General features: G+C 62.3%; 25 protein-coding genes and 1 pseudogene. 12 read left to right on the plus strand and 14 right to left on the minus strand.

From position 1 onward, the window contains the following. Positions 1-8: 8 nt before the first annotated feature. Complete coding sequence (locus tag X730_RS154760) at positions 9-926, plus strand: carbohydrate ABC transporter permease (protein WP_023669427.1); 918 nt, start codon at positions 9-11, stop codon at positions 924-926. A gap of 232 nt (positions 927-1,158) precedes the next feature. On the opposite strand, the gene X730_RS154755 is transcribed toward X730_RS154760, so the two are convergent. Both X730_RS154755 and X730_RS154750 read right to left on the minus strand, forming a co-directional pair. Continuing rightward, positions 1,159-1,902, minus strand: coding sequence for a creatininase family protein (locus X730_RS154755; protein WP_023711519.1), 744 nt, complete (start codon positions 1,900-1,902; stop codon positions 1,159-1,161). Positions 1,903-1,905: 3 nt separating this feature from the next. After that, a complete protein-coding gene (locus X730_RS154750) occupies positions 1,906-2,472 on the minus strand; it encodes an SIS domain-containing protein (RefSeq protein ID WP_023682302.1) in 567 nt (188 codons plus the stop codon). A 184-nt stretch (positions 2,473-2,656) separates the two neighbouring features. On the opposite strand from X730_RS154750, the gene X730_RS154745 reads away from it, so the two are divergent. Next, positions 2,657-3,679: an aldo/keto reductase gene (locus X730_RS154745; RefSeq protein ID WP_023826055.1), complete on the plus strand. Its 1,023-nt coding sequence runs from the start codon at positions 2,657-2,659 to the stop codon at positions 3,677-3,679. Between the two features lie 91 nt (positions 3,680-3,770). On the opposite strand, the gene X730_RS154740 is transcribed toward X730_RS154745, so the two are convergent. From X730_RS154740 to clpP, 4 genes are all read right to left on the minus strand, one after another. Then, entirely contained in the window at positions 3,771-4,043 is a 273-nt protein-coding gene (locus X730_RS154740) for an HU family DNA-binding protein (protein WP_023669423.1), read from the minus strand. Between the two features lie 196 nt (positions 4,044-4,239). Further along, on the minus strand, positions 4,240-6,651 hold the full coding sequence (gene lon, locus X730_RS154735; protein ID WP_023682304.1) for an endopeptidase La: 2,412 nt from the start codon (positions 6,649-6,651) through the stop codon (positions 4,240-4,242). Between the two features lie 273 nt (positions 6,652-6,924). After that, positions 6,925-8,199, minus strand: coding sequence for an ATP-dependent Clp protease ATP-binding subunit ClpX (gene clpX, locus X730_RS154730; RefSeq protein WP_023682305.1), 1,275 nt, complete (start codon positions 8,197-8,199; stop codon positions 6,925-6,927). A gap of 295 nt (positions 8,200-8,494) precedes the next feature. Beyond that, positions 8,495-9,124, minus strand: coding sequence for an ATP-dependent Clp endopeptidase proteolytic subunit ClpP (gene clpP, locus X730_RS154725; protein WP_023682306.1), 630 nt, complete (start codon positions 9,122-9,124; stop codon positions 8,495-8,497). A gap of 311 nt (positions 9,125-9,435) precedes the next feature. On the opposite strand from clpP, the gene X730_RS154720 reads away from it, so the two are divergent. The 4 genes from X730_RS154720 to X730_RS01000000164315 all read left to right on the plus strand — a co-directional run bounded on the left by X730_RS154720 (position 9,436) and on the right by X730_RS01000000164315 (position 12,115). Beyond that, positions 9,436-10,026: a hypothetical protein gene (locus X730_RS154720; protein ID WP_023682307.1), complete on the plus strand. Its 591-nt coding sequence runs from the start codon at positions 9,436-9,438 to the stop codon at positions 10,024-10,026. Between the two features lie 107 nt (positions 10,027-10,133). After that, positions 10,134-11,381 carry a cytochrome P450 gene (locus tag X730_RS154715; protein ID WP_023826056.1) on the plus strand — a complete coding sequence of 416 codons (1,248 nt, stop codon included), beginning with the start codon at positions 10,134-10,136 and terminating at the stop codon, positions 11,379-11,381. Positions 11,382-11,451: 70 nt separating this feature from the next. Then, positions 11,452-11,703: a hypothetical protein gene (locus X730_RS1000000169225; protein ID WP_306413633.1), complete on the plus strand. Its 252-nt coding sequence runs from the start codon at positions 11,452-11,454 to the stop codon at positions 11,701-11,703. After that, positions 11,588-12,115 carry a transporter substrate-binding domain-containing protein gene (locus X730_RS01000000164315; protein WP_280790547.1) on the plus strand — a complete coding sequence of 176 codons (528 nt, stop codon included), beginning with the start codon at positions 11,588-11,590 and terminating at the stop codon, positions 12,113-12,115. The genes X730_RS1000000169225 and X730_RS01000000164315 overlap by 116 nt, the downstream gene beginning before the upstream one ends. A gap of 20 nt (positions 12,116-12,135) precedes the next feature. Here X730_RS01000000164315 and X730_RS154710 read toward each other — a convergent pair whose 3' ends face one another. From X730_RS154710 to X730_RS154685, 6 genes are all read right to left on the minus strand, one after another. After that, positions 12,136-12,483: a cupin domain-containing protein gene (locus X730_RS154710; RefSeq protein WP_023693296.1), complete on the minus strand. Its 348-nt coding sequence runs from the start codon at positions 12,481-12,483 to the stop codon at positions 12,136-12,138. A gap of 251 nt (positions 12,484-12,734) precedes the next feature. Next, positions 12,735-14,015, minus strand: coding sequence for an O-acetylhomoserine aminocarboxypropyltransferase (locus X730_RS154705; protein WP_023826057.1), 1,281 nt, complete (start codon positions 14,013-14,015; stop codon positions 12,735-12,737). Positions 14,016-14,182: 167 nt separating this feature from the next. After that, on the minus strand, positions 14,183-14,704 hold the full coding sequence (locus X730_RS154700) for a CoA-binding protein (RefSeq protein ID WP_023669414.1): 522 nt from the start codon (positions 14,702-14,704) through the stop codon (positions 14,183-14,185). Further along, on the minus strand, positions 14,701-15,477 hold the full coding sequence (locus X730_RS154695) for an AAA family ATPase (protein ID WP_023693294.1): 777 nt from the start codon (positions 15,475-15,477) through the stop codon (positions 14,701-14,703). The genes X730_RS154700 and X730_RS154695 overlap by 4 nt, the downstream gene beginning before the upstream one ends. 8 nt (positions 15,478-15,485) lie before the next feature. After that, positions 15,486-15,908, minus strand: a complete 423-nt coding sequence (locus X730_RS154690; RefSeq protein WP_023689472.1) for a VOC family protein — start codon at positions 15,906-15,908, stop codon at positions 15,486-15,488. An 11-nt stretch (positions 15,909-15,919) separates the two neighbouring features. Next, a complete protein-coding gene (locus tag X730_RS154685) occupies positions 15,920-16,741 on the minus strand; it encodes an enoyl-CoA hydratase (protein WP_023689473.1) in 822 nt (273 codons plus the stop codon). 146 nt (positions 16,742-16,887) lie between these two features. Between X730_RS154685 and X730_RS154680 the strand changes: the two genes are divergently transcribed. From X730_RS154680 to rpsI, 3 genes are all read left to right on the plus strand, one after another. Further along, positions 16,888-17,352, plus strand: a complete 465-nt coding sequence (locus X730_RS154680) for a PaaI family thioesterase (protein WP_023693292.1) — start codon at positions 16,888-16,890, stop codon at positions 17,350-17,352. 216 nt (positions 17,353-17,568) lie between these two features. After that, positions 17,569-18,033 carry a 50S ribosomal protein L13 gene (rplM, locus tag X730_RS154675; RefSeq protein WP_023669409.1) on the plus strand — a complete coding sequence of 155 codons (465 nt, stop codon included), beginning with the start codon at positions 17,569-17,571 and terminating at the stop codon, positions 18,031-18,033. A 1-nt stretch (position 18,034) separates the two neighbouring features. After that, a complete protein-coding gene (gene rpsI, locus X730_RS154670; protein WP_023669408.1) occupies positions 18,035-18,517 on the plus strand; it encodes a 30S ribosomal protein S9 in 483 nt (160 codons plus the stop codon). Between the two features lie 267 nt (positions 18,518-18,784). Here rpsI and X730_RS154665 read toward each other — a convergent pair whose 3' ends face one another. Beyond that, complete coding sequence (locus X730_RS154665; protein ID WP_023693291.1) at positions 18,785-19,684, minus strand: LysR family transcriptional regulator; 900 nt, start codon at positions 19,682-19,684, stop codon at positions 18,785-18,787. 91 nt (positions 19,685-19,775) lie between these two features. Here X730_RS154665 and X730_RS154660 point away from each other — a divergent pair, with 91 nt between their 5' ends. Then, on the plus strand, positions 19,776-20,648 hold the full coding sequence (locus X730_RS154660; protein WP_023689475.1) for an aldo/keto reductase family oxidoreductase: 873 nt from the start codon (positions 19,776-19,778) through the stop codon (positions 20,646-20,648). Between the two features lie 200 nt (positions 20,649-20,848). On the opposite strand, the pseudogene X730_RS1000000168575 reads toward X730_RS154660, so the two are convergent. Further along, a pseudogene (locus tag X730_RS1000000168575) lies at positions 20,849-21,068 on the minus strand (glycerophosphodiester phosphodiesterase); the annotation flags it as partial. Between the two features lie 98 nt (positions 21,069-21,166). Between X730_RS1000000168575 and speB the strand changes: the two are divergent. Together speB and argC are read left to right on the plus strand one after the other, a co-directional pair. Beyond that, positions 21,167-22,168, plus strand: coding sequence for an agmatinase (gene speB / locus X730_RS154655; RefSeq protein ID WP_023669405.1), 1,002 nt, complete (start codon positions 21,167-21,169; stop codon positions 22,166-22,168). 29 nt (positions 22,169-22,197) lie between these two features. After that, positions 22,198-23,124 carry an N-acetyl-gamma-glutamyl-phosphate reductase gene (gene argC, locus X730_RS154650; protein ID WP_023700521.1) on the plus strand — a complete coding sequence of 309 codons (927 nt, stop codon included), beginning with the start codon at positions 22,198-22,200 and terminating at the stop codon, positions 23,122-23,124. The last annotated feature ends 38 nt before the right edge of the window (positions 23,125-23,162 follow it).

Genomic DNA, 23,162 nt, shown 5'->3' on the forward strand with positions numbered 1-23,162 from the left:
GAGGCACAATGAGCGTTCAGACCACCGACTATGCTGCCTCGGAAATCCGCTCACCGCTGGGTTTTCTGGCCAATCGCATCTTCATCTATGGCGCGCTGGCGTTCTGGGCCTTCATCTGCCTGTTTCCGATCTACTGGACGATCACCACCTCGTTCAAGACCGCGGTCGACGTCACGCAGGGCCACCTCATCCCGTTCGTCGATTTCCAGCCGGACTGGAAGGGCTGGCGCTCGCTCGGCCTGTCGCCGGATTCGATCTTCCAGACCTCGACGGTGCGCGAGGAGTTTTTCAAGCGCTTCATGAATTCGGTCATCACCTCGGTCGGCGCATCGAGCCTCGCCATCGTCATCGGCAGCCTCGCCGCCTATGGGCTGACCCGGTACCGCTATCAGTTCGCCTGGTTCAAGAACGAGGACATCTCCTTCTTCTTCCTGTCGCAGCTGATCCTGCCGCCGGTGGTGCTCGCCCTGCCCTTCCTGGTGCTCTACCGCGAGGTCGGCCTGCTCGACACACGCATCGGCCTGATCCTGCTCTACACGCTCATGGTGCTGCCGATCGTCATCTGGATCATGCGCGACCAGTTCAATTCGATCCCTGTCGAACTGGAGGAGGCAGCGCTGGTCGACGGCCTGTCGATCTGGGGCGCCTTTTTCCGCATCGTCATGCCGATTGCGCTGCCGGGCATGGTCGCCGCCTTCATCCTGGCGATGGTGCTGTGCTGGAACGAGTACTTTTTTGCGGCACTCCTGACGTCGACCGACGCCAAGACCATTCCGGTGATGGTGGCGAGCCAGACCGGCTCGCAAGGCATCAACTGGTGGTCGATGGCGGCGCTTGCCACCGCCGCGATCGCACCGCTGGCGGTCATCGGGATTGCGCTTGAACGCTATCTGATCATGGGCATGACGGCGGGGGCGGTGAAGTAGGCGAGAGGCGGCGTGCCCCTCTACTGTTGACCTCGGCGGGACAGCACCCCCCTCTGGCCTGCCGGCCATCTCCCCCGCAAGGAGGGAGATCGGCAGCTTTGGCTGCATCGCTTTTCTTGCGACGTAGGTGATTGGCGAAAGCGGAAATGACATCTGATCTCCCCCCTTGCGGGGGAGATGTCCGGCAGGACAGAGGGGGGTGTGAAGGATCGCTACAGAGCGACTTTGTCTGCTAGCGCCCCAATATCGCCCTCAGGTGATCCATGATCATCGCCACACCCTTTCGCCCCAGCTCCGCCGAGGCCTCCGGCGCACTGGCCGTATACCACGCGGTATTCTCGCCAAAACGCCCGGCATCGACCGCTTCCGGACACAGTGCCAGCATCAATGATGTCTCGCCAACACCGGCGTGATCGAACGGATACTTCCCGTTCATGGCAGCCGACATTAGCGGGTGCACCTGCACCCAGTTGAAGAAATTCTCGCCGGCGGCGTGCCCGGCATAATAATCGGCCATTTCGTCTGAGCCCCACCAGCCCTCGCCGCGCTGCTTCTCGAGGAAGCGGAAGATCGCCTGGCGGCCGGCGGCCTTGAAGGCGAGATCGGTCGGCATGCCGGCGGCAAAGTTCTCGGTCTGGTGGTGGATGATGGCGTTGATGTTGCGAAAGCCGATGCGCAGCAGGCTGTAGAACAATTCTTCGGCGAACGGCGCCAGCTGGTTGCCGCCGACCTGCACCGAGCCGTTGCCTTCAGGTGCTGCCACCACATAGCTCGCCGCACCGTAGTAGAAAGCCGGCAGGATGACGATGTCGGCCTCCTTCTCGTAGAGCTCCAGCGTCTTGACGACGGCCAGCGTGTCCATGCCGACAGCCATGTGCTCGCCGTGATATTCGAGCACGCCGAGCGGGAGAGCGACCGGCCAGTTCTCGGCGATCGCCTTGCGGATCTGGTGCGGCAACATCAGTTCGTAGCGCATGATCTATTCCATGTTGGTGTGGCGGGTGCGCATGGCCTCGGACGACTGGCCGGTCAGCGCCTTGAGCTTCAGCACCATCACCTCGAACAGCAGGAACAGCGCCCCTTCGAAGACCGAGCCCATCGGCAGCAGCGATGTCTTTTGTGGCCCCTGGTCACGCGCCATGGTCTGCGCCGGGATCAGCAAGGTGAAGTCGGCAAGCGCGACCGCACTACTGCCTGCCTCGGCGGTGAGCAAAAGCACGGTGGCGCCGGCCTGGCGGGCGACTTGCATCAAGGTAAGCACCGTCGTCGTCTCGCCCGGGCCGGAACTGACCAGGAAGACATCGGCTGGGCCAAGCGGTGGCGTGTTCATGTCGCCGACCACCGACACCTCAAGGCCAAGGTGATAGAGGCGCATGGCGAAACCCTTGAGCTGCAAGGCCTCGCGGCCGCAGCCATAGACGACGATCTTTTGCGCGCGGGCCAGGGTTTCGCAGGCGGTGTAGATGCCGGCTTCGTCGACGCGCGCCAGTACGGCGCCCAGCTCTTGCAGGGCGGTCGAAAACATATCCGAGCCGGCATTCGTCATGAGAGTCCCATCTGTCCGGCTGGGTTTGTGGCCGGTGATTTCGGGTTGCGCTCTTTCGGAAAAAGGCTTGTTTTTGTTCATGCTATCACCGCGAAAATGCCTGTCCAACGGCCATGGCGGCTTTTGCTGAGCCAGCGGCGTGATAGTGTCATGTCAGACAATCAATCCAGGAAATCAGCACGACATGAAGACACGGCATTTCGACCGCATCGGCAATGGCGGCCTCGACTTTACCGAGCTTGGCTTCGGCAGCGCGCCGCTCGGCAACCTTTACCGCGCCGTCCCCGACGAGGATGCCAACGCGACGCTGGAGGCGGCGTGGGCGACCGGCTGCCGTTACTACGACACCGCGCCGCTCTATGGCCTGGGCCTTGCCGAAACACGGCTCAATGCCTTCCTGCGCGGCAGGAAGCGCGACGACTATGTGCTGTCGAGCAAGGTCGGTCGCCTGTTGCGCGCCTGCCCGCCGGAGGAACGAACCGGCATCGGCAAGTTCTTCGACACACCGACGCGCAAGGAGGTCTACGACTACAGCTATGACGGCGTCATGCGCTCGTTCGAGGCGTCGCTGGAACGGCTTGGCGTCGACCGCATCGACATCCTTTTCGTCCATGACCTCGACATCTTCACCCATGGCAGCAAGGAGGCGTCAGACCAGCGCATCGAGGAATTCATGGCCTCGGGCTACAACGGACTGGTTGCGCTGCGCGACCAGGGCGTGATCAAGGCCTTCGGCGGCGGCATCAACGAATGGGAGGTTTGCCAGACGCTGGCGGAGCGTGGCGACTTCGACCTGTTCCTGCTGGCCGGGCGCTACACGCTGCTGGAACAGGAAGCGCTTGCCACCTTCCTGCCGCTCTGCGAGCAACGCGGCATCGGCATCGTTCTCGGCGGTCCTTACAATTCCGGCATCCTGGCGACCGGGCCGAAGCCAGGCGCCTATTACAATTACTCCGAGGCGCCAAGGGACATCATGGATCGCGTCGGGCGCATCGAGGCCGTCTGCCAGCGCCGTGGCGTCAGGCTGATCGAGGCGGCGCTGCAGTTTCCGCTGCTGCACCCTTCCGTGGTGTCGGTCATCCCCGGCGGCCAGCGGCCGAGCGAAGTCGAAAGCAACCGCGCCCTGCTCGATGCCAAGCTGCCCGCGGCGCTGTGGGCGGACCTCAAGCAGGAAGGCCTGATGCGCGCGGATGCGCCGGTGGGCTGAAGGCTCGCCTCAGCGGGCTGACGGCTTGCCGCGATCGAGGCAAAAGAAAAGCCGGGCGAACCCGGCTTTCCAACATTCTCTGAAAAAATTTTTAGTTGACCGCGTCCTTGAGGCCTTTGCCGGCCGAGAACTTCGGCACGGTACGCGCCGGAATCTTCACTTCCGCGCCAGTCTGCGGGTTGCGGCCAGTCGATGCCGCACGCTTGGAGACGGTGAAATTTCCGAAGCCGACGAGCCGTACATCGCCGCCCTTCTTCAGTTCGCCAGTGATGACGGAGAACACCGCCTCAACCGCCGACTGTGCGTCACCCTTCGAAATGCTCGCGGATTCAGCGACAGCGGAAACCAGTTCGTTCTTGTTCATAAAAATTCCCTTCCATGAGAAAACCGGAACTTTCGACTCATCCGGCAGGAGAGGGACTTTAGAAAGAAGCGCTCGCAAACCCAAGTCAAAAAGCCGGAAATAAGTTGAAAAAAGCCCGGAAAAGGTGGGTTTTTCACATGAAAAAGCCGGGCTCAAGGCCCGGCTCTCTCTTTGTGCACTGCAACTTTAGTAGTTTCTAATGTGCAAGCGACTTTCCAGCATCGTCAACGGTATCGGTGGAAGCCGGCGGATTGACCGGCTCGACCCACTCGATCGGCTCCGGCATGCGCACCAGCGCGTGCCTCAGAACCTCGCCGACACGTGAGACCGGAATGATCTCCATACCGTTCTTCACATTGTCCGGAATCTCCGCCAGATCCTTGGCGTTGTCTTCCGGGATCAGCACCTTCTTGATGCCGCCGCGCAATGCGGCGAGCAGCTTCTCCTTGAGGCCGCCGATCGGCAAGATGCGGCCGCGAAGCGTTATCTCGCCAGTCATCGCCACATCGGCCCGGACCGGAATCCCCGTCATGACAGACACGATGGCTGTCGCCATGGCAGCACCTGCAGACGGACCGTCCTTCGGCGTGGCGCCTTCGGGCAAGTGGACGTGGATGTCACGCTTGTCGAACAGCGGCGGCTCGATGCCGAAATCGATGGCCCGCGAGCGGACATAAGAGGCCGCCGCCGAGATCGATTCCTTCATCACGTCGCGCAGATTGCCGGTCACCGTCATGCGGCCCTTGCCGGGCATCATGACGCCTTCGACCGTCAGCAGCTCGCCGCCGACTTCTGTCCAGGCAAGACCGGTGACGACACCGACCTGATCGTCAGCCTCGACCTGGCCGAAGCGGAAGCGCGGAACACCGAGGTAATCGGCGAGGTTCGCCGCCGTGATGCTCACCGTCTTCTTCTTCGTCTTCAGGATCTCGGTCACCGCCTTGCGCCCGAGCTTCATCAGCTCGCGCTCCAGGCTTCTGACGCCCGCTTCACGGGTGTAGGTCTGGATGATGCCGCGGATCGCGTCCTCGCCGACGGAGAATTCCTTCGGCTGCAGGGCATGATCGCGGATCACCTTGGGCATCAGGTGACGCTTGGCGATCTCGATCTTCTCGTCCTCGGTGTAGCCGGCGATACGGATGATCTCCATGCGGTCCATCAGGGGCGCAGGGATGTTCAGTGTGTTCGCCGTCGTCACGAACATCACGCTCGATAGGTCGTATTCGACCTCGAGGTAATGGTCCATGAACGTCGAGTTCTGCTCGGGATCGAGCACCTCGAGCAAAGCCGATGACGGATCGCCACGGAAGTCCTGGCCCATCTTGTCGATCTCGTCGAGCAGGAAGAGCGGGTTGGACTTCTTGGCCTTCTTCATCGACTGGATGACCTTGCCGGGCATCGAGCCGATATAGGTGCGGCGGTGGCCACGGATCTCGGCCTCGTCACGCACGCCGCCAAGCGCCATGCGGATGAACTCGCGGCCGGTCGCCTTGGCGATCGACTTGCCGAGCGAGGTCTTGCCGACGCCGGGAGGGCCGACGAGGCACAGGATCGGCCCCTTCAGCTTCTTCTGGCGGCTTTGCACGGCGAGATACTCGACGATGCGGTCCTTGACCTTGTCGAGGCCGAAATGATCGGTGTCGAGCACGTTCTGCGCAAACGCCAGGTCCTGCTTGACCTTGGAGTTCTTGCCCCACGGGATCGACAGGATCCAGTCGAGGTAGTTGCGCACGACGGTCGATTCCGCCGACATCGGCGACATCGTCCGCAGCTTCTTCAACTCGGCTTCCGCCTTTTCGCGGGCCTCCTTGGAGAGCTTGGTCTTCTTGATGCGCGCCTCGATCTCGGCGGCCTCGTCGCGGCCGTCCTCGCCTTCGCCGAGCTCCTTCTGGATCGCCTTCATCTGCTCGTTGAGGTAATATTCGCGCTGCGTCTTCTCCATCTGGCGCTTGACGCGCGAGCGGATGCGCTTCTCCACCTGCAGGACGGAGATTTCGGCTTCCATGAAGCCCATCGCCTTTTCCAGCCGTTCCTTGACGGACAGCGTGGCCAGCATCTCCTGCTTCTCGGGGATCTTGATGGCGAGGTGCGAAGCAACCGTATCGGCGAGCTTGGAATAGTCGTCGATCTGGCTGGCGGCGCCCACCACTTCAGGCGAGATCTTCTTGTTCAGCTTGACGTAGTTTTCGAAGTCGGTGACGACCGAACGGGCGAGCGCCTCGACCTCGACCTCTTCCTCCTCCGGCTCGACCAGCGCCGTGGCGGTAGCTTCGTGGAAGTCCGGACGGTCGGTGAACGAGACGATCTTGGCACGCGACGCGCCTTCGACCAGCACCTTGACGGTGCCGTCGGGCAGCTTCAGCAATTGCAGCACATTGGCGAGCGTGCCGATGTCGAAGATCGCATCGGGCTCGGGATCGTCATCGGCGGCATTCATCTGGGTGGCAAGCAGGATCTGCTTTTCCTGACCCATAACCTCTTCCAGCGCCTTGATCGACTTTTCACGCCCGACAAAGAGCGGAACGATCATGTGCGGGAACACCACGATGTCGCGCAGTGGGAGGACTGCGAAGACGCCGTCGCTGGGAGCCTTGGATATTTTGGCCATTGTCCAACCTTTCATGTCGCGGCCGCTAATCGAGCCAACCGCGAATCTCATATTAACGACCGAGGATCGTTCCGCCTACCACCGTTTGTGACGGGAGTTTTACAGCACAGAATTCGGCACCACGGCCTTCCGATGTTAGTTGGATGCACGAGGGGCAAAGATCAAGGGTCGACACGTTCGTTCATCCACTCCGTCACAAGGATCGGTACCTCACCACAGCAAAACGGCGCCCCGCGGGCGCCGTTCCATAAAAAGGTTAGGCCAGATGCCAGATCAGGCGCTGACGTTGCCCTTCTTTTCCTTCTGCTCGGAATAGATGTAGAGCGGCCGGGCGCTGCCGGTCACCACTTCTTCCGAAATCACCACTTCGCGCACGCCTTCCAGGGCGGGCAGTTCGAACATGGTGTCGAGCAGGATCGCTTCCATGATCGAGCGGAGGCCACGGGCGCCGGTCTTGCGCTCGATGGCGCGCTTGGCGATCGCCGACAGCGCATTCTCATGGAAGGTCAGGTCGACACTCTCCATCTCGAACAGCCGCTGATACTGCTTGACCAGCGCGTTTTTCGGCTCGGTCAGGATCTGGATCAGCGCCGGCTCGTCGAGGTCTTCCAGCGTCGCCAGGACCGGCAGACGGCCGACAAACTCGGGGATGAGGCCGAACTTCAAGAGATCCTCGGGCTCGACCAGGCGGAACACGTCACCGGTGCGGCGATCCTCGGGCGAAGCGACGATGGCGCCGAAGCCGATGGAAGTCTTCCTGCCGCGATCCGAGATGATCTTGTCCAGCCCGGCGAAGGCGCCGCCGCAGATGAACAGGATGTTGGCGGTGTCGACCTGCAGGAACTCCTGCTGCGGATGCTTGCGGCCGCCCTGCGGCGGCACGGAGGCAACGGTGCCTTCCATGATCTTCAGAAGCGCCTGCTGCACACCCTCGCCCGACACGTCGCGGGTGATCGATGGGTTGTCGGACTTGCGCGAAATCTTGTCGATTTCATCGATGTAGACGATGCCGCGCTGGGCGCGCTCGACATTGTAGTCGGCCGACTGCAGCAGCTTCAGGATGATGTTTTCGACGTCCTCGCCGACGTAACCGGCTTCGGTCAGCGTCGTCGCGTCGGCCATGGTGAAGGGCACGTCGATGATGCGGGCCAGCGTCTGGGCAAGCAGCGTCTTGCCGCAGCCGGTCGGGCCGATCAGCAGGATGTTGGACTTCGCCAATTCGACGTCGTTGTTCTTGCCGGCATGCGCCAGGCGCTTGTAGTGGTTGTGGACAGCCACCGACAGCACGCGCTTGGCGTAGGGCTGGCCGATGACATAGTCGTCGAGAACCTTCAGGATCTCCTGCGGGGTCGGCACGCCCTCGCGCGACTTCACCATCGAGGTCTTGTTCTCCTCGCGGATGATGTCCATGCACAGCTCTACGCACTCGTCGCAGATGAACACCGTTGGGCCGGCGATCAGCTTGCGCACCTCGTGCTGGCTTTTGCCGCAAAACGAGCAATAAAGCGTGTTCTTCGAATCACCGCTGTTGTTGCCGACTTTGCTCATTTTCCTGTCCTTTCATGGCCGCCCGCCGATGGTCTGGCTGAAAGGGCGCATATTCTATCTATCGCGGGAATTCGCCGCCGCCAGTGTCCCGGCTCCCGCAACGCATTCCGTACGAAACACAAATCAGAAAACGTCGCAATGATTCGCGCCAACCCTGCACAAAGCTAAGCCGTCGAAAATCAACATAGCCTTAACGTAGGCAATCCCATCCACCGAGGGAACAGCCAATTGTGGCCGAAATGCCGCAAATCCCAGCAAAAGCGCGTTATCCACCCACGCAACTGCCATGCAGCGCTTATGCCGCAGCGCCTTCGACCGGCTCGCGCGACGAAATGACCTTGTCGATGAGGCCGAAATCCTTGGCTTCGTCGGCTGTCATGAAATGGTCGCGGTCAAGCGTCTTTTCAATGTCTTCGTAGCTCTTACCGGTGTGTTTGACGTAGACCTCGTTGAGGCGGCGCTTCAGCTTGATGATGTCCTGCGCGTGCCGCTCGATGTCGGAGGCCTGGCCCTGGAAACCGCCGGAAGGCTGGTGAACCATGATACGGGCGTTCGGCGTGGCAAAACGCATGTCCTTGTGGCCGGCGGTCAGAAGCAGCGAGCCCATCGACGCCGCCTGGCCGATGCACAGCGTCGACACTGCCGGCTTGATGAACTGCATGGTGTCGTAGATCGCCATGCCCGAGGTCACCACGCCGCCCGGCGAGTTGATGTAGAGATTGATCTCTTTCTTCGGGTTCTCGGCCTCGAGGAACAAAAGCTGTGCACAAACCAGCGTCGCCATACCGTCTTCGACCGGGCCGGTGATGAAAATGATGCGCTCTTTCAGCAGGCGCGAGAAAATGTCGTAGGCCCGCTCGCCGCGATTGGTCTGCTCGACCACCATCGGAACGAGGTTCATGTAGGTTTCGACGGGGTTCTTCATGGACTACCCTTTTTGGAGATGGGGATTCCGGCGCCGGAACATCGGGCAGAATCGGTTCTTGACGGTTAGAATGTAAATAGGATGCCGGCTCACCCTAGCGCAAGGCCGCCTCCTCCTAGCCATCTGGTTAAGTCGAATCAAGGTTTCCGCGCAAGGGAAAGTCCGAACGCGGCCAGCGGCGTTTTTGCGGTGTAGCAATTCCTTAACCGCGTCGCTTAACGAAACGCGGCGAAACCGCTTTCCCCCGGAGAACCATCCCCTACAGTTCAACGTTGAACCTCACCTTCTCGCGTTCAAACAGGGGGAGTGCCATGATCAGGAAAACTGTTTGCCTCGCCATTTCCGGCCTTGCCGGTCTCGGCATGGTGTCCGATGCGGTTGCCGACGGCCGGGCCGCCGAATGCTATGAGCCGGTGCACAGGCCGGCGCTCTATGACACCGTCTATGAAGACGTCATGGTCAGACCCGGCGGGCAGTTGGTCGACTATGATCCGCCGATCTATGGCACCATGGAGCGCGTCGAGCAGATCGCGCCGCCCCGAGTCACCTATGACATCGTACCGGCGAGAACCCGCACCGTTTACCGCACGGTCCAGGTCGACGATGGCGGCTATGCCTGGGAATGGCGCGTCATCCACGGCCGCAAGGTGCTGTGCAAGGTGTGGCGCAAGGCCCGCTACGCGCGTGTGGCCGAAACGGTGGTGGTTGAACCGGAGCGCACCCGCCGGGTTGTGCTGCCGGCCGAATATGAGAGCGTCGCCCATGAAGTGCTGGTGCGGCCCGAGCGGCGGCACGTCACCCAGATAGCGCCGTCATACCAGAGGATGGCGCGCCGGGTGGTGGTGCAGGAAGGCTCGACCAGCTGGCGCCGCGTGCATATTGCCAGGCATTGCGAGGATTAGACTTCGGTACTTCGCCGAGGTCCGCCTCGGTTGGCTCAATCCATAGGGCCGTCGGGTGCCAACATCCGGTCTGGCACCAAGCCGGCAAGCCGCGGTAATGGTCTGGCATGACCACATCCATGCCGCCCTACCTCGCCTTTGATCCAGCCACGCGCCGCCTGCGGCTCGACCCGCACGAACCGGCGTTTTTCCAGAACCCTTACGACGCCTATGCCGTCCTGCATGGCGCATCGAATGCCTTCTTCTGGGAGGAATTCGGCTCCTGGTGCTTTGGCGGCTTCGACGACGTCAACCGGCTGTTGCGCGACCGCCGCTTCGGCCGCCAGAACCCGGCCGGCATTCCCGACAGCCGCGGCATCGGCGAGGATCGCTCGCATTTGGCCGCTTTCGACGGCATCGAGAGCAATTCGATGCTGGAGCTGGAGCCGCCGGTGCACACCAGGCTCAGAACCCTGGTCAACCGCGCCTTCGTCTCGCGCCAGGTCGAGCGGCTGCGGCCGCGCGTGGAGGCGCTGGCCAATGAGCTGATCGACCGTTTCGAACCGCGCCACGTCGATCTATTGCCCAGCTTCGCCGCACCTTTGCCGATCACCATCATTGCCGAAATGCTCGGTGTGCCGGTCGAAATGGGGCCGCAACTGCTCGACTGGTCGCACCGGATGGTGGCCATGTACATGCATGGCCGGACGCGCGAGACCGAGCAAGCGGCCAATCGCGCCGCGCGCGATTTTTCCGACTTTTTGCGCGGCTATGTCGCCGAGCGGCGCAAGAAGCCTGGCGACGACCTGCTATCGCTGCTGATCGTGGCGCAAGAGGATGGCCAGAAGCTGTCGGAAAACGAGTTGGTCTCGTCCGCCATCCTGTTGCTCAATGCCGGCCACGAGGCGACCGTCCATCAAACCGGCAACGCCGTGCGCACGTTGCTGGCGCAAGGCGGCGACCCCGGCCGTTTCTTCACCTCGCCGGAAGCAACCGCTGCAACGGTCGAGGAGTGCCTGCGCTTCGACGCGCCGCTGCACATGTTCACCCGCTACGCCTATCAGGAGGTCGAGGTGACATCGGGGGTTGTCGTACAACCGGGCGAGACGATCGGCCTGCTGCTCGGCATGGCCAATCATGATCCGCTTGCCTTTGCCGAACCTGGCGCCTTCCGGCCCGGCCGACTAGACCAGAAGAATGTCTCGTTCGGCGCCGGTATCCGTTTCTGCATCGGTGCGCCGCTGGCGCGGCTGGAGTTGCAGGTGTCGCTGAAAACCCTGTTCGAGCGGCAGCCGCAACTCCATCTTGCGGAGCAGCCGCGCTTCCGCGACACCTATCATTTCCATGGGCTGGAAAAGCTCACTGTGAGCTTGTGAGGACGGCGGAGCCGACGCATGCCCGAGAAAATGAGATTCGCCTTTCTACAGGAACCACCCCTTCTGCTTTATCGACGGATCGGGACGTCTGGGCGGCAGCGATGCCCAACTGGCCAAGAGGGTCTGCCTGACGCTCGGGCTGGAACTTTTGCCCATCGAGACCGAGTTTGCCGAGCTGCTGCCTGGGCTTGCCGAAGGGGTGGGACATGACCACCGGCCTGTTCATTTCCGAAGACCGCCGGAAGCTGGTCGACTTCACAAGGCCGATCTGGATGCTGGCGGATGGATTGCTGGTCGCGAAAGACAATCCCCGCGCCTTTGATGGCTATCGGTCCGTCGCCAATGATCGGACGGCGCTGATCGGCGTCATATCGGGCCAGATCCAGCACCGGACGGCCCTGCAAAACGCTATTCAGCCCGAACGGCTAAGGATATTTGCCACCCAGGCCGAAGCAGCTAACGCCGTCGCGGCCGGCGTGGTGCATGCCTATGCGAGTGTAGCGCTCGCGCATCGCGGCTATCTGAGCCGGCGACCCGACGCGCCTCTCGACGTCGTCGACGTCCCGGCAGTCGAAAAACAGCCAGCGCCCGGCGCTTTCGCTCTCGCCAAAGGCAGTGCCACCCTGCTCCAGCGCGTCGACTTATGCCTCAGTGATTTGCTTGGCAGTCCCTGGCACAGGGAGATGATGAGCGGATACGGCTTTTCCGACACTGACATCGATCGGCTTTTGTGAAGTCCAAGCGCGCCGCGAGATCAGAGCTTGACCACATACTCCTTGCGGGTCGTTTCAAGCACTTCCCAGCTGCCCCTGAAGCCTGGCCTGAGCACGAAGCTGTCGCCGGCCCGGACCGTGCGCGCCTCGCCGCCATCCTCGGCAACCACCGAGACGCCGGACAGGATGTGGCAGAACTCCCATTCGTCATATTCGATGCGCCATTTGCCCGGCGTCGCTTCCCAGATGCCGGCATAGAGGCGGCCATCGCGCTCCTCGACATTCCAGGTGCGGAACTTCGGATCGCCCGCAATCAGACGATCCGGCGCCGGGGCGCCATGTTCGGCGTCGACGCTGTCGGTCGATATTGCCAAGTAATGCGCGGACAGGGTTTGCCTCCAACAGATTAGTGACTAGTGAGTAGTGCAGAGTAGTGACTAGTGAGTAGTGAGTAGTGAGTAGTGAGCGGAAAGCGCTCCCTCGAGCGGGTGGCTGATCACTAATCACTGCTAACTAGTGAATACCGACTACTACTCACNGGAAAGCGCTCCCTCGAGCGGGTGGCTGATCACTAATCACTGCTAACTAGTGAATACCGACTACTACTCACTACTCACTACTCACTACTCACTAAAAAAATTCAAACCTTGGTCAAAGCCTGTTCCAGATCGGCGACGATGTCGTCGACATCCTCGATGCCGACGGAAAGCCGGACCGTGTCCGGTCCGGCACCCGCCTTGACCTTCTGCTCGTCGGAAAGCTGGCGATGCGTGGTCGAGGCCGGATGGATGACCAGCGACTTGGTATCGCCGACATTGGCGAGGTGCGAGAACAGTTCGAGCGCCTCGACGAACTTGATGCCTGCGTCGTAGCCGCCCTTCAGGCCGAAGGTGAAGACAGCACCGGCGCCTTGCGGCGAGTATTTCTTCTGCAGCGCGTTGTTCTTGTCGCTGGGCAGGCCGGGATAGTTGACCCAGGCGACCTTGGGGTGGTTGGACAGCCAGCCGGCTACGGTGATCGCATTGTCGCAATGGCGCTGCATCCTGAGTGGCAAGGTCTCCAGCCCGGTCAGGATCAGGAAGGCATTGAACGGCGAAATCGCCGGGCCGATGTCACGCAGGCCAAGCACGCGCGCGGCGATGGCGAAAGCGAAATTGCCGAAGGTTTCGTGCAGGACAAGGCCGCCATATTCGGGGCGCGGCTCCGACAGCATCGGATATTTGCCGGATTTCGACCAGTCGAACGTGCCGCCATCGACGATGGCGCCGCCGATCGAATTGCCGTGGCCGCCGATGAACTTGGTCAGCGAATGGACGACGATGTCGGCGCCATGCTCGATCGGCCGCACCAGATAGGGCGAGGCCAGCGTGTTGTCGACGATGAGCGGCAAGCCGTGCTTGCGGGCGATGTCGCCGATTTTCTCTATGTCGACGAAGGTGCCGCCGGGATTGGCCAGGCTCTCGATGAAGATCGCCTTGGTCTTGTCGTCTATCTGGCTTTCGAAGGTGGAGACGTCGTTGGTGTCGGCCCAACGCACCTCCCAGCCGAAATTCTTGAAGGCATGGCCGAACTGATTGATCGAACCACCGTAAAGCCTTGTGGCGGCGACGAAATTATCGCCAGGCCGCATGAGATTGTGGAACACGATCACCTGTGCGGCATGGCCGGAAGCAACGGCAAGTGCAGCCGTGCCGCCTTCGAGCGCCGCGATCCGCTCTTCCAGCACCGCCTGGGTCGGGTTCATGATGCGGGTGTAGATGTTGCCGAAGGCCTTCAGCCCGAACAGCGAGGCGGCATGGTCGGCATCGTCGAACACAAAGGAGGTCGTCTGGTAGATCGGCGTGGCGCGTGCGCCCGTCGCCGGGTCGGGCTTGGCGCCGGCATGGACGGCGAGCGTGTTGAAACCGGGCGTGCGGGTCATCGAAAACCTCCCTGAGCGGTAAACGTGTGAATGATGAAATGGTCAATGGTGAGCGATGAATGGTGGTCGCAAAGTCGGCCAGTCCCACCTTGATTGCAAGCCGCTCATATGCGGCTTTACCCGGCTTCCAGGAAAATCCTTCTATTCACCATTCACCATTCACTGCCTTACTTCTGGCGCACACCGAAACTCTGGAATCCCGACCGCATCAGCGGCTTCTTCGACGAAAGCACACCGGAGTTGACGCCGGTCCAGCCGATCTCGCCCGACAGCTTGCCATATTCGATCTTCGGGCAGCGGTTCATCACCACCTTGATACCGGCCGCCTCGGCACGCGCGGCCGCCTCGTCATCGCGCACGCCAAGCTGCATCCAGACGACTTTCGGCAAGGGGTCGAGCTTCAGCACCTCATCGACAATGCCGGGCACCGCTGCGGAGGCGCGAAAGATGTCGACCATGTCGACCGGTTCAGGCAGATCGGCAAGGCTGGCATAGGTCATGCGGCCGAGGATTTCCTTGCCGGCCTGCCCCGGATTGATCGGAAACACCGAAAAGCCCTTGGCCAGCAGGTATTTCAGCACGAAAAAGCTCGGCCTGACATCGTTGGCCGACGCGCCGACCATGGCGATGGTCTTCACAGAATTGAGGATGCCGCCGATATAGGCATTGTCGTAGCTATCGTGATTCACTCGTCGGTCTCCCTCAGTGCTTCCTCCATAAAGGACTGCGGGTCCGTGCAGAAGTCGCGCATCATGCGAAAATGATCGGTATCGGTGAAATCTGTGGGGTCGAGGCCGAAGCGGCTGATGCGGAACAGCCGCGCGCCCGGACAGGCCATCAGCAGCGGCGAGTGCGTCGCCATGATCACTTGAGCCGTGCCGGACCGGTCCATGCGCCGCAGCATCTTCAGCAGCTCGATCTGCCGCGATGGCGACAGCGCGCTTTCGGGCTCGTCGAGGATGTAGATACCTTGCCGGCGGCAGCGCTCCTCGAAGAAGCGGATGAACCCTTCACCATGCGACCAGGACAGGAAATCCGGCGGCGCCCCGCCAGATTCCAGCGCCGCCTGATCGAGATAGCGGGCAACCGAGTAAAAAGATTCGGCGCGGAAGAACCAACCCGCTGTGACCTTCGGCAGCCAGTGGCCGCGCAACGTGTCGGCAAGCGCTGCACCACTCTCGTCGATGGCGCCGGAGTGGTCGACGGGCATGTAGCCCTTGCCGCCGCCGGCTTCGTCGTAACCGGCCAGCGCGCCGATCGCTTCCAGCAGCGTCGATTTGCCGGTGCCGTTTTCGCCGACAATGATGGTGATCGGCGTGGTGAATTCGAGCTCGAATTCGCGGCCGCGGAACAGAGGCAGGTTCCAGGGATACTTGTCCCAATCTTCCACGCGCTCGGGGTCAATCAGGATGCGTTTGAGATAAGGCGCCTTAAGCCGGGTCAGTTGCTTGCGATAGCCCATGCGGACGCTCAGTCCGGCAGCGAGATGGTGCCGTCATCCGCGATCGGGAAGGCCGGATTGTGTGCGACTTCCCAGACATGGCCGTCGGCATCGGCGAAATATCCATACCAGCCGCCCCAGAAGGCGCGGCCTGCCGGCTTGACGATCCTGCCGCCGGCCTTCTCGGCGGCCGCCAGCACGTCGTCGACTTCGGCATCGGAGCGGGTGTTGTAGGCGAGGTAGACCGCCGACGGTGCTGCGGCGAAGGCAATGCCTGAATCCTCCTCGGCGCTTGGCCTCGGGAACAGGCCGAGAATGGCGCCGCCCATCTGGAAGAAGGCGACGCCATCGGTGATGCCGGCGTGGCGCTTCAAGCCCATGCCTTCGTAAAAGCGCACGGCGCGCTCGAGATCGTCGGTGGCGATGGTGATGATGGAGATGCGCGGTTCCATGGATCGAAAACCTATTCGTCCGTCCATTCCGGTTTGCGCTTGCCGATGAAGGCGCCGATGCCTTCCTCGGCGTCGCGGGCCAGCATGTTCTCGACCATGACGCGGCCGGTATAGGCATACGCGTCCGCCAATCCCATCTCGGCCTGCGCGTAAAAGGCTTCCTTGCCGGTCTTGACCACCAGAGATGATTTGGAGGCAATGGTTTGCGCGTATTTGGTGACGATCTGATTCAGGTATTCGCGCGGCACGACGCGGTTGACCAGGCCGAATTCCTTGGCGGTTGCGGCATCGATGGTCTCGCCGGTGAGCAGCATTTCCATGGCGTGCTTGTGAGACACGTTGCGTGACAGCGCCACCATCGGCGTCGAACAAAACAGGCCGATATTGACGCCCGGCGTGCAGAAGGTCGCTTCATGCGAGGCAATGGCGAGGTCGCAACTGCAAACCAGTTGCAGCCCCGCAGCGGTGGCTAGGCCATCGACTTCGGCGATGATCGGGAGCGGATGGCGCACGATCTGCTGCATCAACGCCGCGCAAGCCGAAAATGTCTGCTCGAAAAACCCCTTGCCCTTGTCGGCGTCGGCGCGGCGCGCGGTCATTTCCTTGAGATCGTGACCGGCGCAGAAGACTTTCCCGGCGGCCGCCAAGACGATGACGCGGACCGATTTGTTGGCCTTGGCACGGTCGAGCTCGGCGCTCAATGCCGCCATGACGGAAAGCGACAAGGCATTGGCGGGCGGATTGGCGAGCGTCAGGCGCAGCACGCCCTTGTCCAGCCCGGCGATGACCGGCCCGTCTATGGCAACAGGTTTGATCGAAAGGATTTCGGCCATGACAAGGGTCTCCGCGATTCCGCCGGGCGCCGCCAGACTATCTAATATCGGATCGAGTTTCATCAACACCCATCGCTTGCGCCAGAGGTGTTGCCAGAAGCGCATCATTGCGTTCATACAGGCCCGGCATAGAACGAGAGACCGACATGCCCGCCCAGGACAATCTCAAGCCGGTGCTGACGGCGGCTGAAGTCAATGCGCTGATGGCCAGCGTCTACCCCCAGCTCAACGACGAGTTCACGTCGTATGAGGCGCTCGATGTGTTTCCCGGCGGCTGCACGGTGCGGCTCAACGCCAGCGAACGGCATTTGCGTCCCGGCGGCACGGTGTCCGGGCCCTCGCTGTTCACGCTGGCCGACATTGGCGGCTATGTCTGCGTGCTCAGCCATGCCGGGCCGGATGCGCTTTCGGTTACCGTCAACCTCAACATCAATTTTGTCCGCAAGGCCGAAGCCGGGCCGATCGACGGCCATTGCCGCATCCTGAAGCTGGGCAAGAGCCTGATGGTGTTCGATATCGACATCGTCGCCGGACCGAAGGGACACACGGTAGCGCATGCGACCGGCACCTATTCGATCCCGCCGAAGCGCGCCGCCGATGTGGTAAAATAATACCTTTTGATCAAACCTTTGTTTTTATTACACTTTACGAGCAGACGTGCTTTTCCCGCGCCTTGACGTGCACCACCCCCTCGCCTATAAGCCGTCACGAAGCAGCGGCCCGCAAAGGCCGCCGTTTTGTTATTGGCGGCGGGCAAGTGCCTTGTCGCCAATCCAAGCAACAAGAAACGCCTTCTTCGGAAGGTCAAAATCGAAAGCAGAAAATCCATGGCAACCTTTTCGCAGAAGCCTGCGGATGTGGTGAAGAAGTGGGTGCTGATCGACGCCGAGGGTCTCGTCGTCGGCCGTCTCGCCACTGTCATCGCCAATCATCTTCGCGGCAAGCACAAGCCCACCTTCACCCCGCATGTCGACGACGGCGATAACGTCATCGTCATCAATGCCGACAAGGTGGTGTTCACCGGCAAGAAGTTCACCGACAAGGTCTATTACTGGCACACCGGTCACCCCGGCGGCATCAAGGAGCGCACCGCGCGCCAGCTGCTCGAGGGCCGTTTCCCCGAGCGTGTCGTCGAGAAGGCCGTCGAACGCATGATCCCGCGCGGGCCGCTCGGCCGTCGTCAGATGAAGAACCTCCGCGTCTATGCAGGCACGGAACATCCGCATGTCGCCCAGCAGCCCGTCACCCTCGACGTCGGCGCGCTGAACGCCAAGAACAAGAAGGTTGCATAAGATGGCTGAGCTTTCCTCGCTCGCAGAATTGGGCGCCGCCACCGGCAACACCAACACCCAGCCGGCAGCACCCGTCCATGTCCAGAAGCTCGACAAGTCGGGCCGCGCCTATGCCACCGGCAAGCGCAAGAACGCCATCGCCCGCGTCTGGGTGAAGCCGGGTTCGGGCAAGATCGTCGTCAACGACAAGGAATTCGCGACCTATTTCGCGCGTCCGGTCCTGCAGATGATCCTCAACCAGCCGATCATCGCTTCCAACCGCGCCGGCCAGTACGACATCGTCGCCACCGTCATCGGCGGCGGCCTGTCCGGCCAGGCCGGTGCCGTTCGTCACGGCATCTCCAAGGCGCTGACCTACTATGAGCCGGCACTGCGCGCCGTGCTCAAGAAGGGCGGCTTCCTGACCCGCGACAGCCGCGTCGTCGAGCGCAAGAAGTACGGCAAGGCGAAGGCCCGTCGTTCCTTCCAGTTCTCGAAGCGCTAAGCGCTGCGACGTTCCAGACATCGAAAGGCCGCCTCCGGGCGGCCTTTTCTTTTGGGTCTCGGCAGTCACCCCACCCGGCGCTTCGCGCCGACCTCCCCATCGAGGGGAGGTAGGAGGTCGCGGCAGTTTTGCCGCCCGGACAATCCACGATGGTCCAGCGGCTAGCAAACCAGTTCGACCATAAAAACGCGGCACCCTACCTCCCCTCGATGGGGAGGTCGGCGCGAAGCGCCGGGTGGGGTGATGGCGCCGGCCTCGGTTCAAGTCTCAGAACTTGCCGGCCTTGATGTAATCGATAAACGCCCGTAGCGGCGCTGGAACCAGACGCCGTCCGGGATAGTACAGAAATGGTCCGGGAAAACTCTGCCACCACGGTTCGAGCACGGGCTCCAGGGCGCCGCTTTCGAAGTGAGGGCGAAGCCAGCCCTCGAAGAGAGCGACGATGCCGCTGCCGGCAATGGCCGCATGGACGGCAAGATCGCTCGCCCCGCCGATCCGCACGATCAACGGCCCCGTCGTGTCGACACGCACCACCTCGCCGTCGCGCTCGAATTCCCACGGCAGCATCGCACCGCTGGCAAAACGACCGCGCAGACAAGCATGGCCAAGCAGGTCGCTCGGGTGCTGCGGCCGCCCATGGCGCTCGAGATAGGCGGGGCTGGCGCCAGTGGCGAAGCGCTGGACGCGCGGTCCGATCGGCACCGCGATCATGTCCTGCTCCAGTCGCTCGTCATAGCGGATGCCGGCGTCGCAGCCCGCCGCCAGCACGTCGACGAAGTTCTCATCGGCGATGACCTCCAGCCGAATGCCGGGATAGGCGGCGAGGAAGCCCGGAACGATGTCGGGCAATATCAGCCGCGCGGCGCTGACCGGGACGTTGAGGCGCAGCGAACCAGCCGGCCTGTCGCGAAAGCCATTGACCACGTCGAGGGCCGCCTCCACCTCCGACAGCGCCGGGCCAAGCCGTCCGAGCAGGCTGAGACCTGCGTCGGTCGGAACGACGCTGCGTGTCGTGCGGTTGAACAGCCTGACGCCGAGCTGCGTCTCCAGGCGGCGCACCGCTTCGCTCAGGCCCGACGCGCTGCCGCCGCCGGCGCGAGCCCCTTCGCGAAAGCCGCCGGCACGCGCCACCGTCACGAAAGCGTTCAGATCGCCAAGGTCCATCATTGTTCGCCATTCCGCACAAGCTGTACGGATTGTACCTTATTATCCCGAGGTTGAGCAGCGTCTATCTTCGCCTCCTCAAAGGAGACCGACCATGTCCACCATCCAAAAATCCGGCACATTCACCCTCGGCAGCCACACCGTGAAACGGCTCGGCTACGGCGCCATGCAACTTGCCGGCCCGCACGTTTTCGGTCCGCCGAAGAATCATGACGCGGCCATTGCAGTGCTGCGCGAAGCGGTGGCCTCCGGGGTCAACCACATCGACACCAGCGACTATTATGGCCCGCATGTCACCAACCAGCTGATCCGCGAAGCGCTGGCGCCCTATCCGCAAGACCTCGTCATCGTCACAAAGATCGGGGCGCGGCGCGGCAGCGACGGCTCATGGCTGCCTGCCTATTCCGCCAAGGAACTTGAGCAGGCCGTGCACGATAATCTCAGGAATCTCGGTCTTGAGGTGCTGGATGTCGTCAATCTGCGCATCATGTTCGGGGTGATGGGTCCCGCCGAGGGCTCGATCGAGCCGCAGTTGACCGCGCTTGCCGAACTGCAGCGCAAGGGTCTGGTGCGCCATATCGGCCTGAGCAACGTCACCCCAGCGCAGGTCGAGGAAGGCCGTGGGATCGCCGAGATCGTCTGCGTGCAGAACCAGTACAATCTGGCGCATCGCGACGACGACGGGTTGATCGATGAACTGGCGCGCGCCGGTATCGCCTACACGCCGTTCTTCCCGCTCGGCGGTTTCAGCCCGCTGCAGTCGTCGACCTTGTCGGATGTGGCCGCGCGGCTCGGCGCCACACCCTTGCAGGTTGCGCTCGCCTGGCTGCTGCGCCGCTCGCCGAACATCCTGCTGATCCCGGGGACGTCGTCGATCGGGCATTTGAGAGAGAACCTGGCGGCGGCGGAACTGGAGCTGTCGGCCGATGTGCTAAGGGAATTGGATGGGGTGGCGAAAGCGGCGTGAAGATTTTGCGGGCGGCGCTGTCACCCCACCCGCGCCTTCGGCGCGACCTCCCCATCGAGGGGAGGTAGGAGGTCGCGGCAGCCTTGCATGCCTCGCAATCGCTACGACTGTCGGAATCTAAAGCGCCAACGCCCTACCTCCCCTCGATGGGGAGGTCGGCGCGCAGCGCCGGGTGGGGTGATGGCGCCGACGTACGATTACTAATTGATACTCGCCGTATTCGCGGCTCGGCCGGCTTCGCCTCATCCACATAAGGCACCCTAAACCCGTTGGCCCCCAGCCAGCCAATGGCAGCCTTCGGTTCGTCGGTCTGGATGATGGTGGCGCCGCGTTCGGCCCAGAAACCGTGGTCTCGGCCGGCATGCCGGCCTGCACCGCCAGTTCATCGCCGCAGCCGCCGGAGAGGAAGCCGCCGGGCCTTGCACCTTGGCGATACAAGTCCTTCGCCAAGCTGTGACTGGCATCTTGCGTGCCGGTTCTGTAGTTGTGGCAGCCCGATGAACAAAGAAGGACCCGTAATGGCGAACCAGACCATCGACAACGCGTTCACCGCCCGCTCCAAGACGGGGCCTTCCTTCGAGCCGACCTATGCCGGCGCGCTCTCGTTCATGCGGCGCAAATACACCAAGGATGCAAAGGGCGCGGACGCCGTCGTGTGGGGCATTCCGTTCGATGCCGCCGTCACCAACCGGCCGGGCGCGCGCTTCGGGCCGCAGGCGATCCGCCGCGCCTCGGCGATCCTCGACAACGACCCGCAATATCCGTTCTCGCGCGACCTGTTCGAGCATCTCGCCGTCATCGACTATGGCGATTGCCTGCTCGATTCGGGCAATCACCAGAAGACACCAGGCACGATCGAGCGCGAGGCGGCGAAGATCCTGAAATCGGGTGCCTTCCTGTTGTCGCTCGGCGGCGACCATTTCGTCACCTGGCCGCTGCTCAAGGCGCATGCCGCCATCCATGGGCCGCTGGCGCTGGTGCAGTTCGACGCGCATCAGGACACCTGGCCTGACGATGGCAAGCGCATCGACCACGGTTCGTTCGTCGGGCGCGCCGTCAATGAGGGCATCATCGATCCTGATCGTTCGATCCAGATCGGCATCCGCACGCATGCCCCCGATACGTTCGGCATCAAGATCCTTTACGGTCACGAGATCGAGGAGATGCGGGCTTCCGACATCGCCTATGCGATCGTCGACCGCACCGGCGGCAGGAAGACCTATCTCACCTTCGACATCGACTGCCTCGACCCGGCCTTTGCGCCCGGCACCGGCACGCCGGTTGCCGGCGGACCGTCCTCGGCGAAAATCCTGTCGACGCTGCGCCAGCTCGGCCAAGTCGATATTGTCGGCGCCGACGTCGTCGAGGTTGCGCCGGCCTATGATCACGCCGATATAACGGCGATCGCCGGCTCGATGGTGGCCATGCACTATCTCGGCCTGGTGGCCGAGCGAAAAGCGCGGGCGGAAGAGCTGAACAGCGGCAACCATGGCGCGGCAAACCATGGCCAGGGCATATAGGCCTGAATTAGCAGGGAATTGACGGGCACATGAAACCGAAAATCTTCATCGATGGCGAACACGGCACCACCGGCCTGCAGATCCGGGCGCTGCTGGCCGAGCGCGGCGACCTCGAGATCATCTCGATCCCGGCCGAGCGCCGCAAGGAAACGGCGGCGCGCGCCGAGTTCCTCAATGCAGCCGATGTCGCCATCCTGTGCCTGCCGGATGCGGCTGCCAAGGAAAGCGTATCGCTGATTGCCAACGACACCACCAAGGTGATCGACGCCTCCACGGCGCATCGCGTAGCCGAGGGCTGGGAATATGGCTTTGCCGAGATGGAAAAGGGCCAGGCCAAGATCATCGCCAATGCAAAACGCGTCGCCAATCCCGGCTGCTGGCCGCAAGGACCGATCGCGACACTGCGGCCGCTGGTCGCCGCCGGCCTGCTGCCGGCGGATTTCCCGATCACCGTCAATGGCATTTCGGGCTATTCGGGCGGCGGCCGGCCGATGATCGAGGACTATGTCGCCAAGGGCGAGGATGCCTCTGAATTCCAGGTCTATGGGCTGACCCTGCAGCACAAGCATGTGCCGGAGCTGCGCACCTATGCGAAGCTGTCGCACGATCCGATCATGCAGCCGGCGGTCGGCAATTTCGCCCAAGGCATGATCACAGTGGTGCCGCTGCAGCTCGGCGGGCTCGACCATGTGCCGGTCGGCGCCGAACTGCACGCGGCAATCGCCGACCATTTTGCCGCCATCAAGGGCGGCGTGGTCGAGGTAGCTCCTTACGAGCACGTGGAGCGCCTGCCCGAGATCAATCCCGAGGTCTATAACGGCACCAACCGCATGAAGGTCTATGTCTTTGCCAATGACGACAGGGCGCAGGCGCTGCTGATTGCGGTCTATGACAATCTCGGAAAGGGCGCCTCGGGTGCTGCCGTTCAGAACATGGATCTGATGCTCGGCCTTTAATTCAGTTGGAGAGAGCATGTTGCCCGAAAACCGCTTAA

Source organism: Mesorhizobium sp. L103C131B0 (assembly GCF_000502275.1).
Taxonomy (GTDB): Bacteria; Pseudomonadota; Alphaproteobacteria; order Rhizobiales; family Rhizobiaceae; genus Mesorhizobium.

Coding starts and splice junctions, on each gene's coding strand:
- X730_RS154720 (WP_023682307.1), top strand. CDS start 9,436: ATGATCAGGAAAACTGTTTGCCTCGCCATTTCCGGCCTTGCCGGTCTC.
- X730_RS154715 (WP_023826056.1), top strand. CDS start 10,134: ATGACCACATCCATGCCGCCCTACCTCGCCTTTGATCCAGCCACGCGC.
- X730_RS01000000164315 (WP_280790547.1), top strand. CDS start 11,588: ATGACCACCGGCCTGTTCATTTCCGAAGACCGCCGGAAGCTGGTCGAC.
- X730_RS154690 (WP_023689472.1), bottom strand. CDS start 15,908: ATGGAACCGCGCATCTCCATCATCACCATCGCCACCGACGATCTCGAG.
- argC (WP_023700521.1), top strand. CDS start 22,198: ATGAAACCGAAAATCTTCATCGATGGCGAACACGGCACCACCGGCCTG.
- X730_RS154680 (WP_023693292.1), top strand. CDS start 16,888: ATGCCCGCCCAGGACAATCTCAAGCCGGTGCTGACGGCGGCTGAAGTC.
- X730_RS154750 (WP_023682302.1), bottom strand. CDS start 2,472: ATGACGAATGCCGGCTCGGATATGTTTTCGACCGCCCTGCAAGAGCTG.
- X730_RS154705 (WP_023826057.1), bottom strand. CDS start 14,015: ATGACCCGCACGCCCGGTTTCAACACGCTCGCCGTCCATGCCGGCGCC.
- X730_RS154760 (WP_023669427.1), top strand. CDS start 9: ATGAGCGTTCAGACCACCGACTATGCTGCCTCGGAAATCCGCTCACCG.
- X730_RS154665 (WP_023693291.1), bottom strand. CDS start 19,684: ATGATGGACCTTGGCGATCTGAACGCTTTCGTGACGGTGGCGCGTGCC.
- X730_RS154660 (WP_023689475.1), top strand. CDS start 19,776: ATGTCCACCATCCAAAAATCCGGCACATTCACCCTCGGCAGCCACACC.
- X730_RS154755 (WP_023711519.1), bottom strand. CDS start 1,902: ATGCGCTACGAACTGATGTTGCCGCACCAGATCCGCAAGGCGATCGCC.
- speB (WP_023669405.1), top strand. CDS start 21,167: ATGGCGAACCAGACCATCGACAACGCGTTCACCGCCCGCTCCAAGACG.
- rplM (WP_023669409.1), top strand. CDS start 17,569: ATGGCAACCTTTTCGCAGAAGCCTGCGGATGTGGTGAAGAAGTGGGTG.
- X730_RS154695 (WP_023693294.1), bottom strand. CDS start 15,477: ATGGGCTATCGCAAGCAACTGACCCGGCTTAAGGCGCCTTATCTCAAA.
- X730_RS154685 (WP_023689473.1), bottom strand. CDS start 16,741: ATGGCCGAAATCCTTTCGATCAAACCTGTTGCCATAGACGGGCCGGTC.
- clpP (WP_023682306.1), bottom strand. CDS start 9,124: ATGAAGAACCCCGTCGAAACCTACATGAACCTCGTTCCGATGGTGGTC.
- clpX (WP_023682305.1), bottom strand. CDS start 8,199: ATGAGCAAAGTCGGCAACAACAGCGGTGATTCGAAGAACACGCTTTAT.
- rpsI (WP_023669408.1), top strand. CDS start 18,035: ATGGCTGAGCTTTCCTCGCTCGCAGAATTGGGCGCCGCCACCGGCAAC.
- X730_RS154740 (WP_023669423.1), bottom strand. CDS start 4,043: ATGAACAAGAACGAACTGGTTTCCGCTGTCGCTGAATCCGCGAGCATT.
- lon (WP_023682304.1), bottom strand. CDS start 6,651: ATGGCCAAAATATCCAAGGCTCCCAGCGACGGCGTCTTCGCAGTCCTC.
- X730_RS154745 (WP_023826055.1), top strand. CDS start 2,657: ATGAAGACACGGCATTTCGACCGCATCGGCAATGGCGGCCTCGACTTT.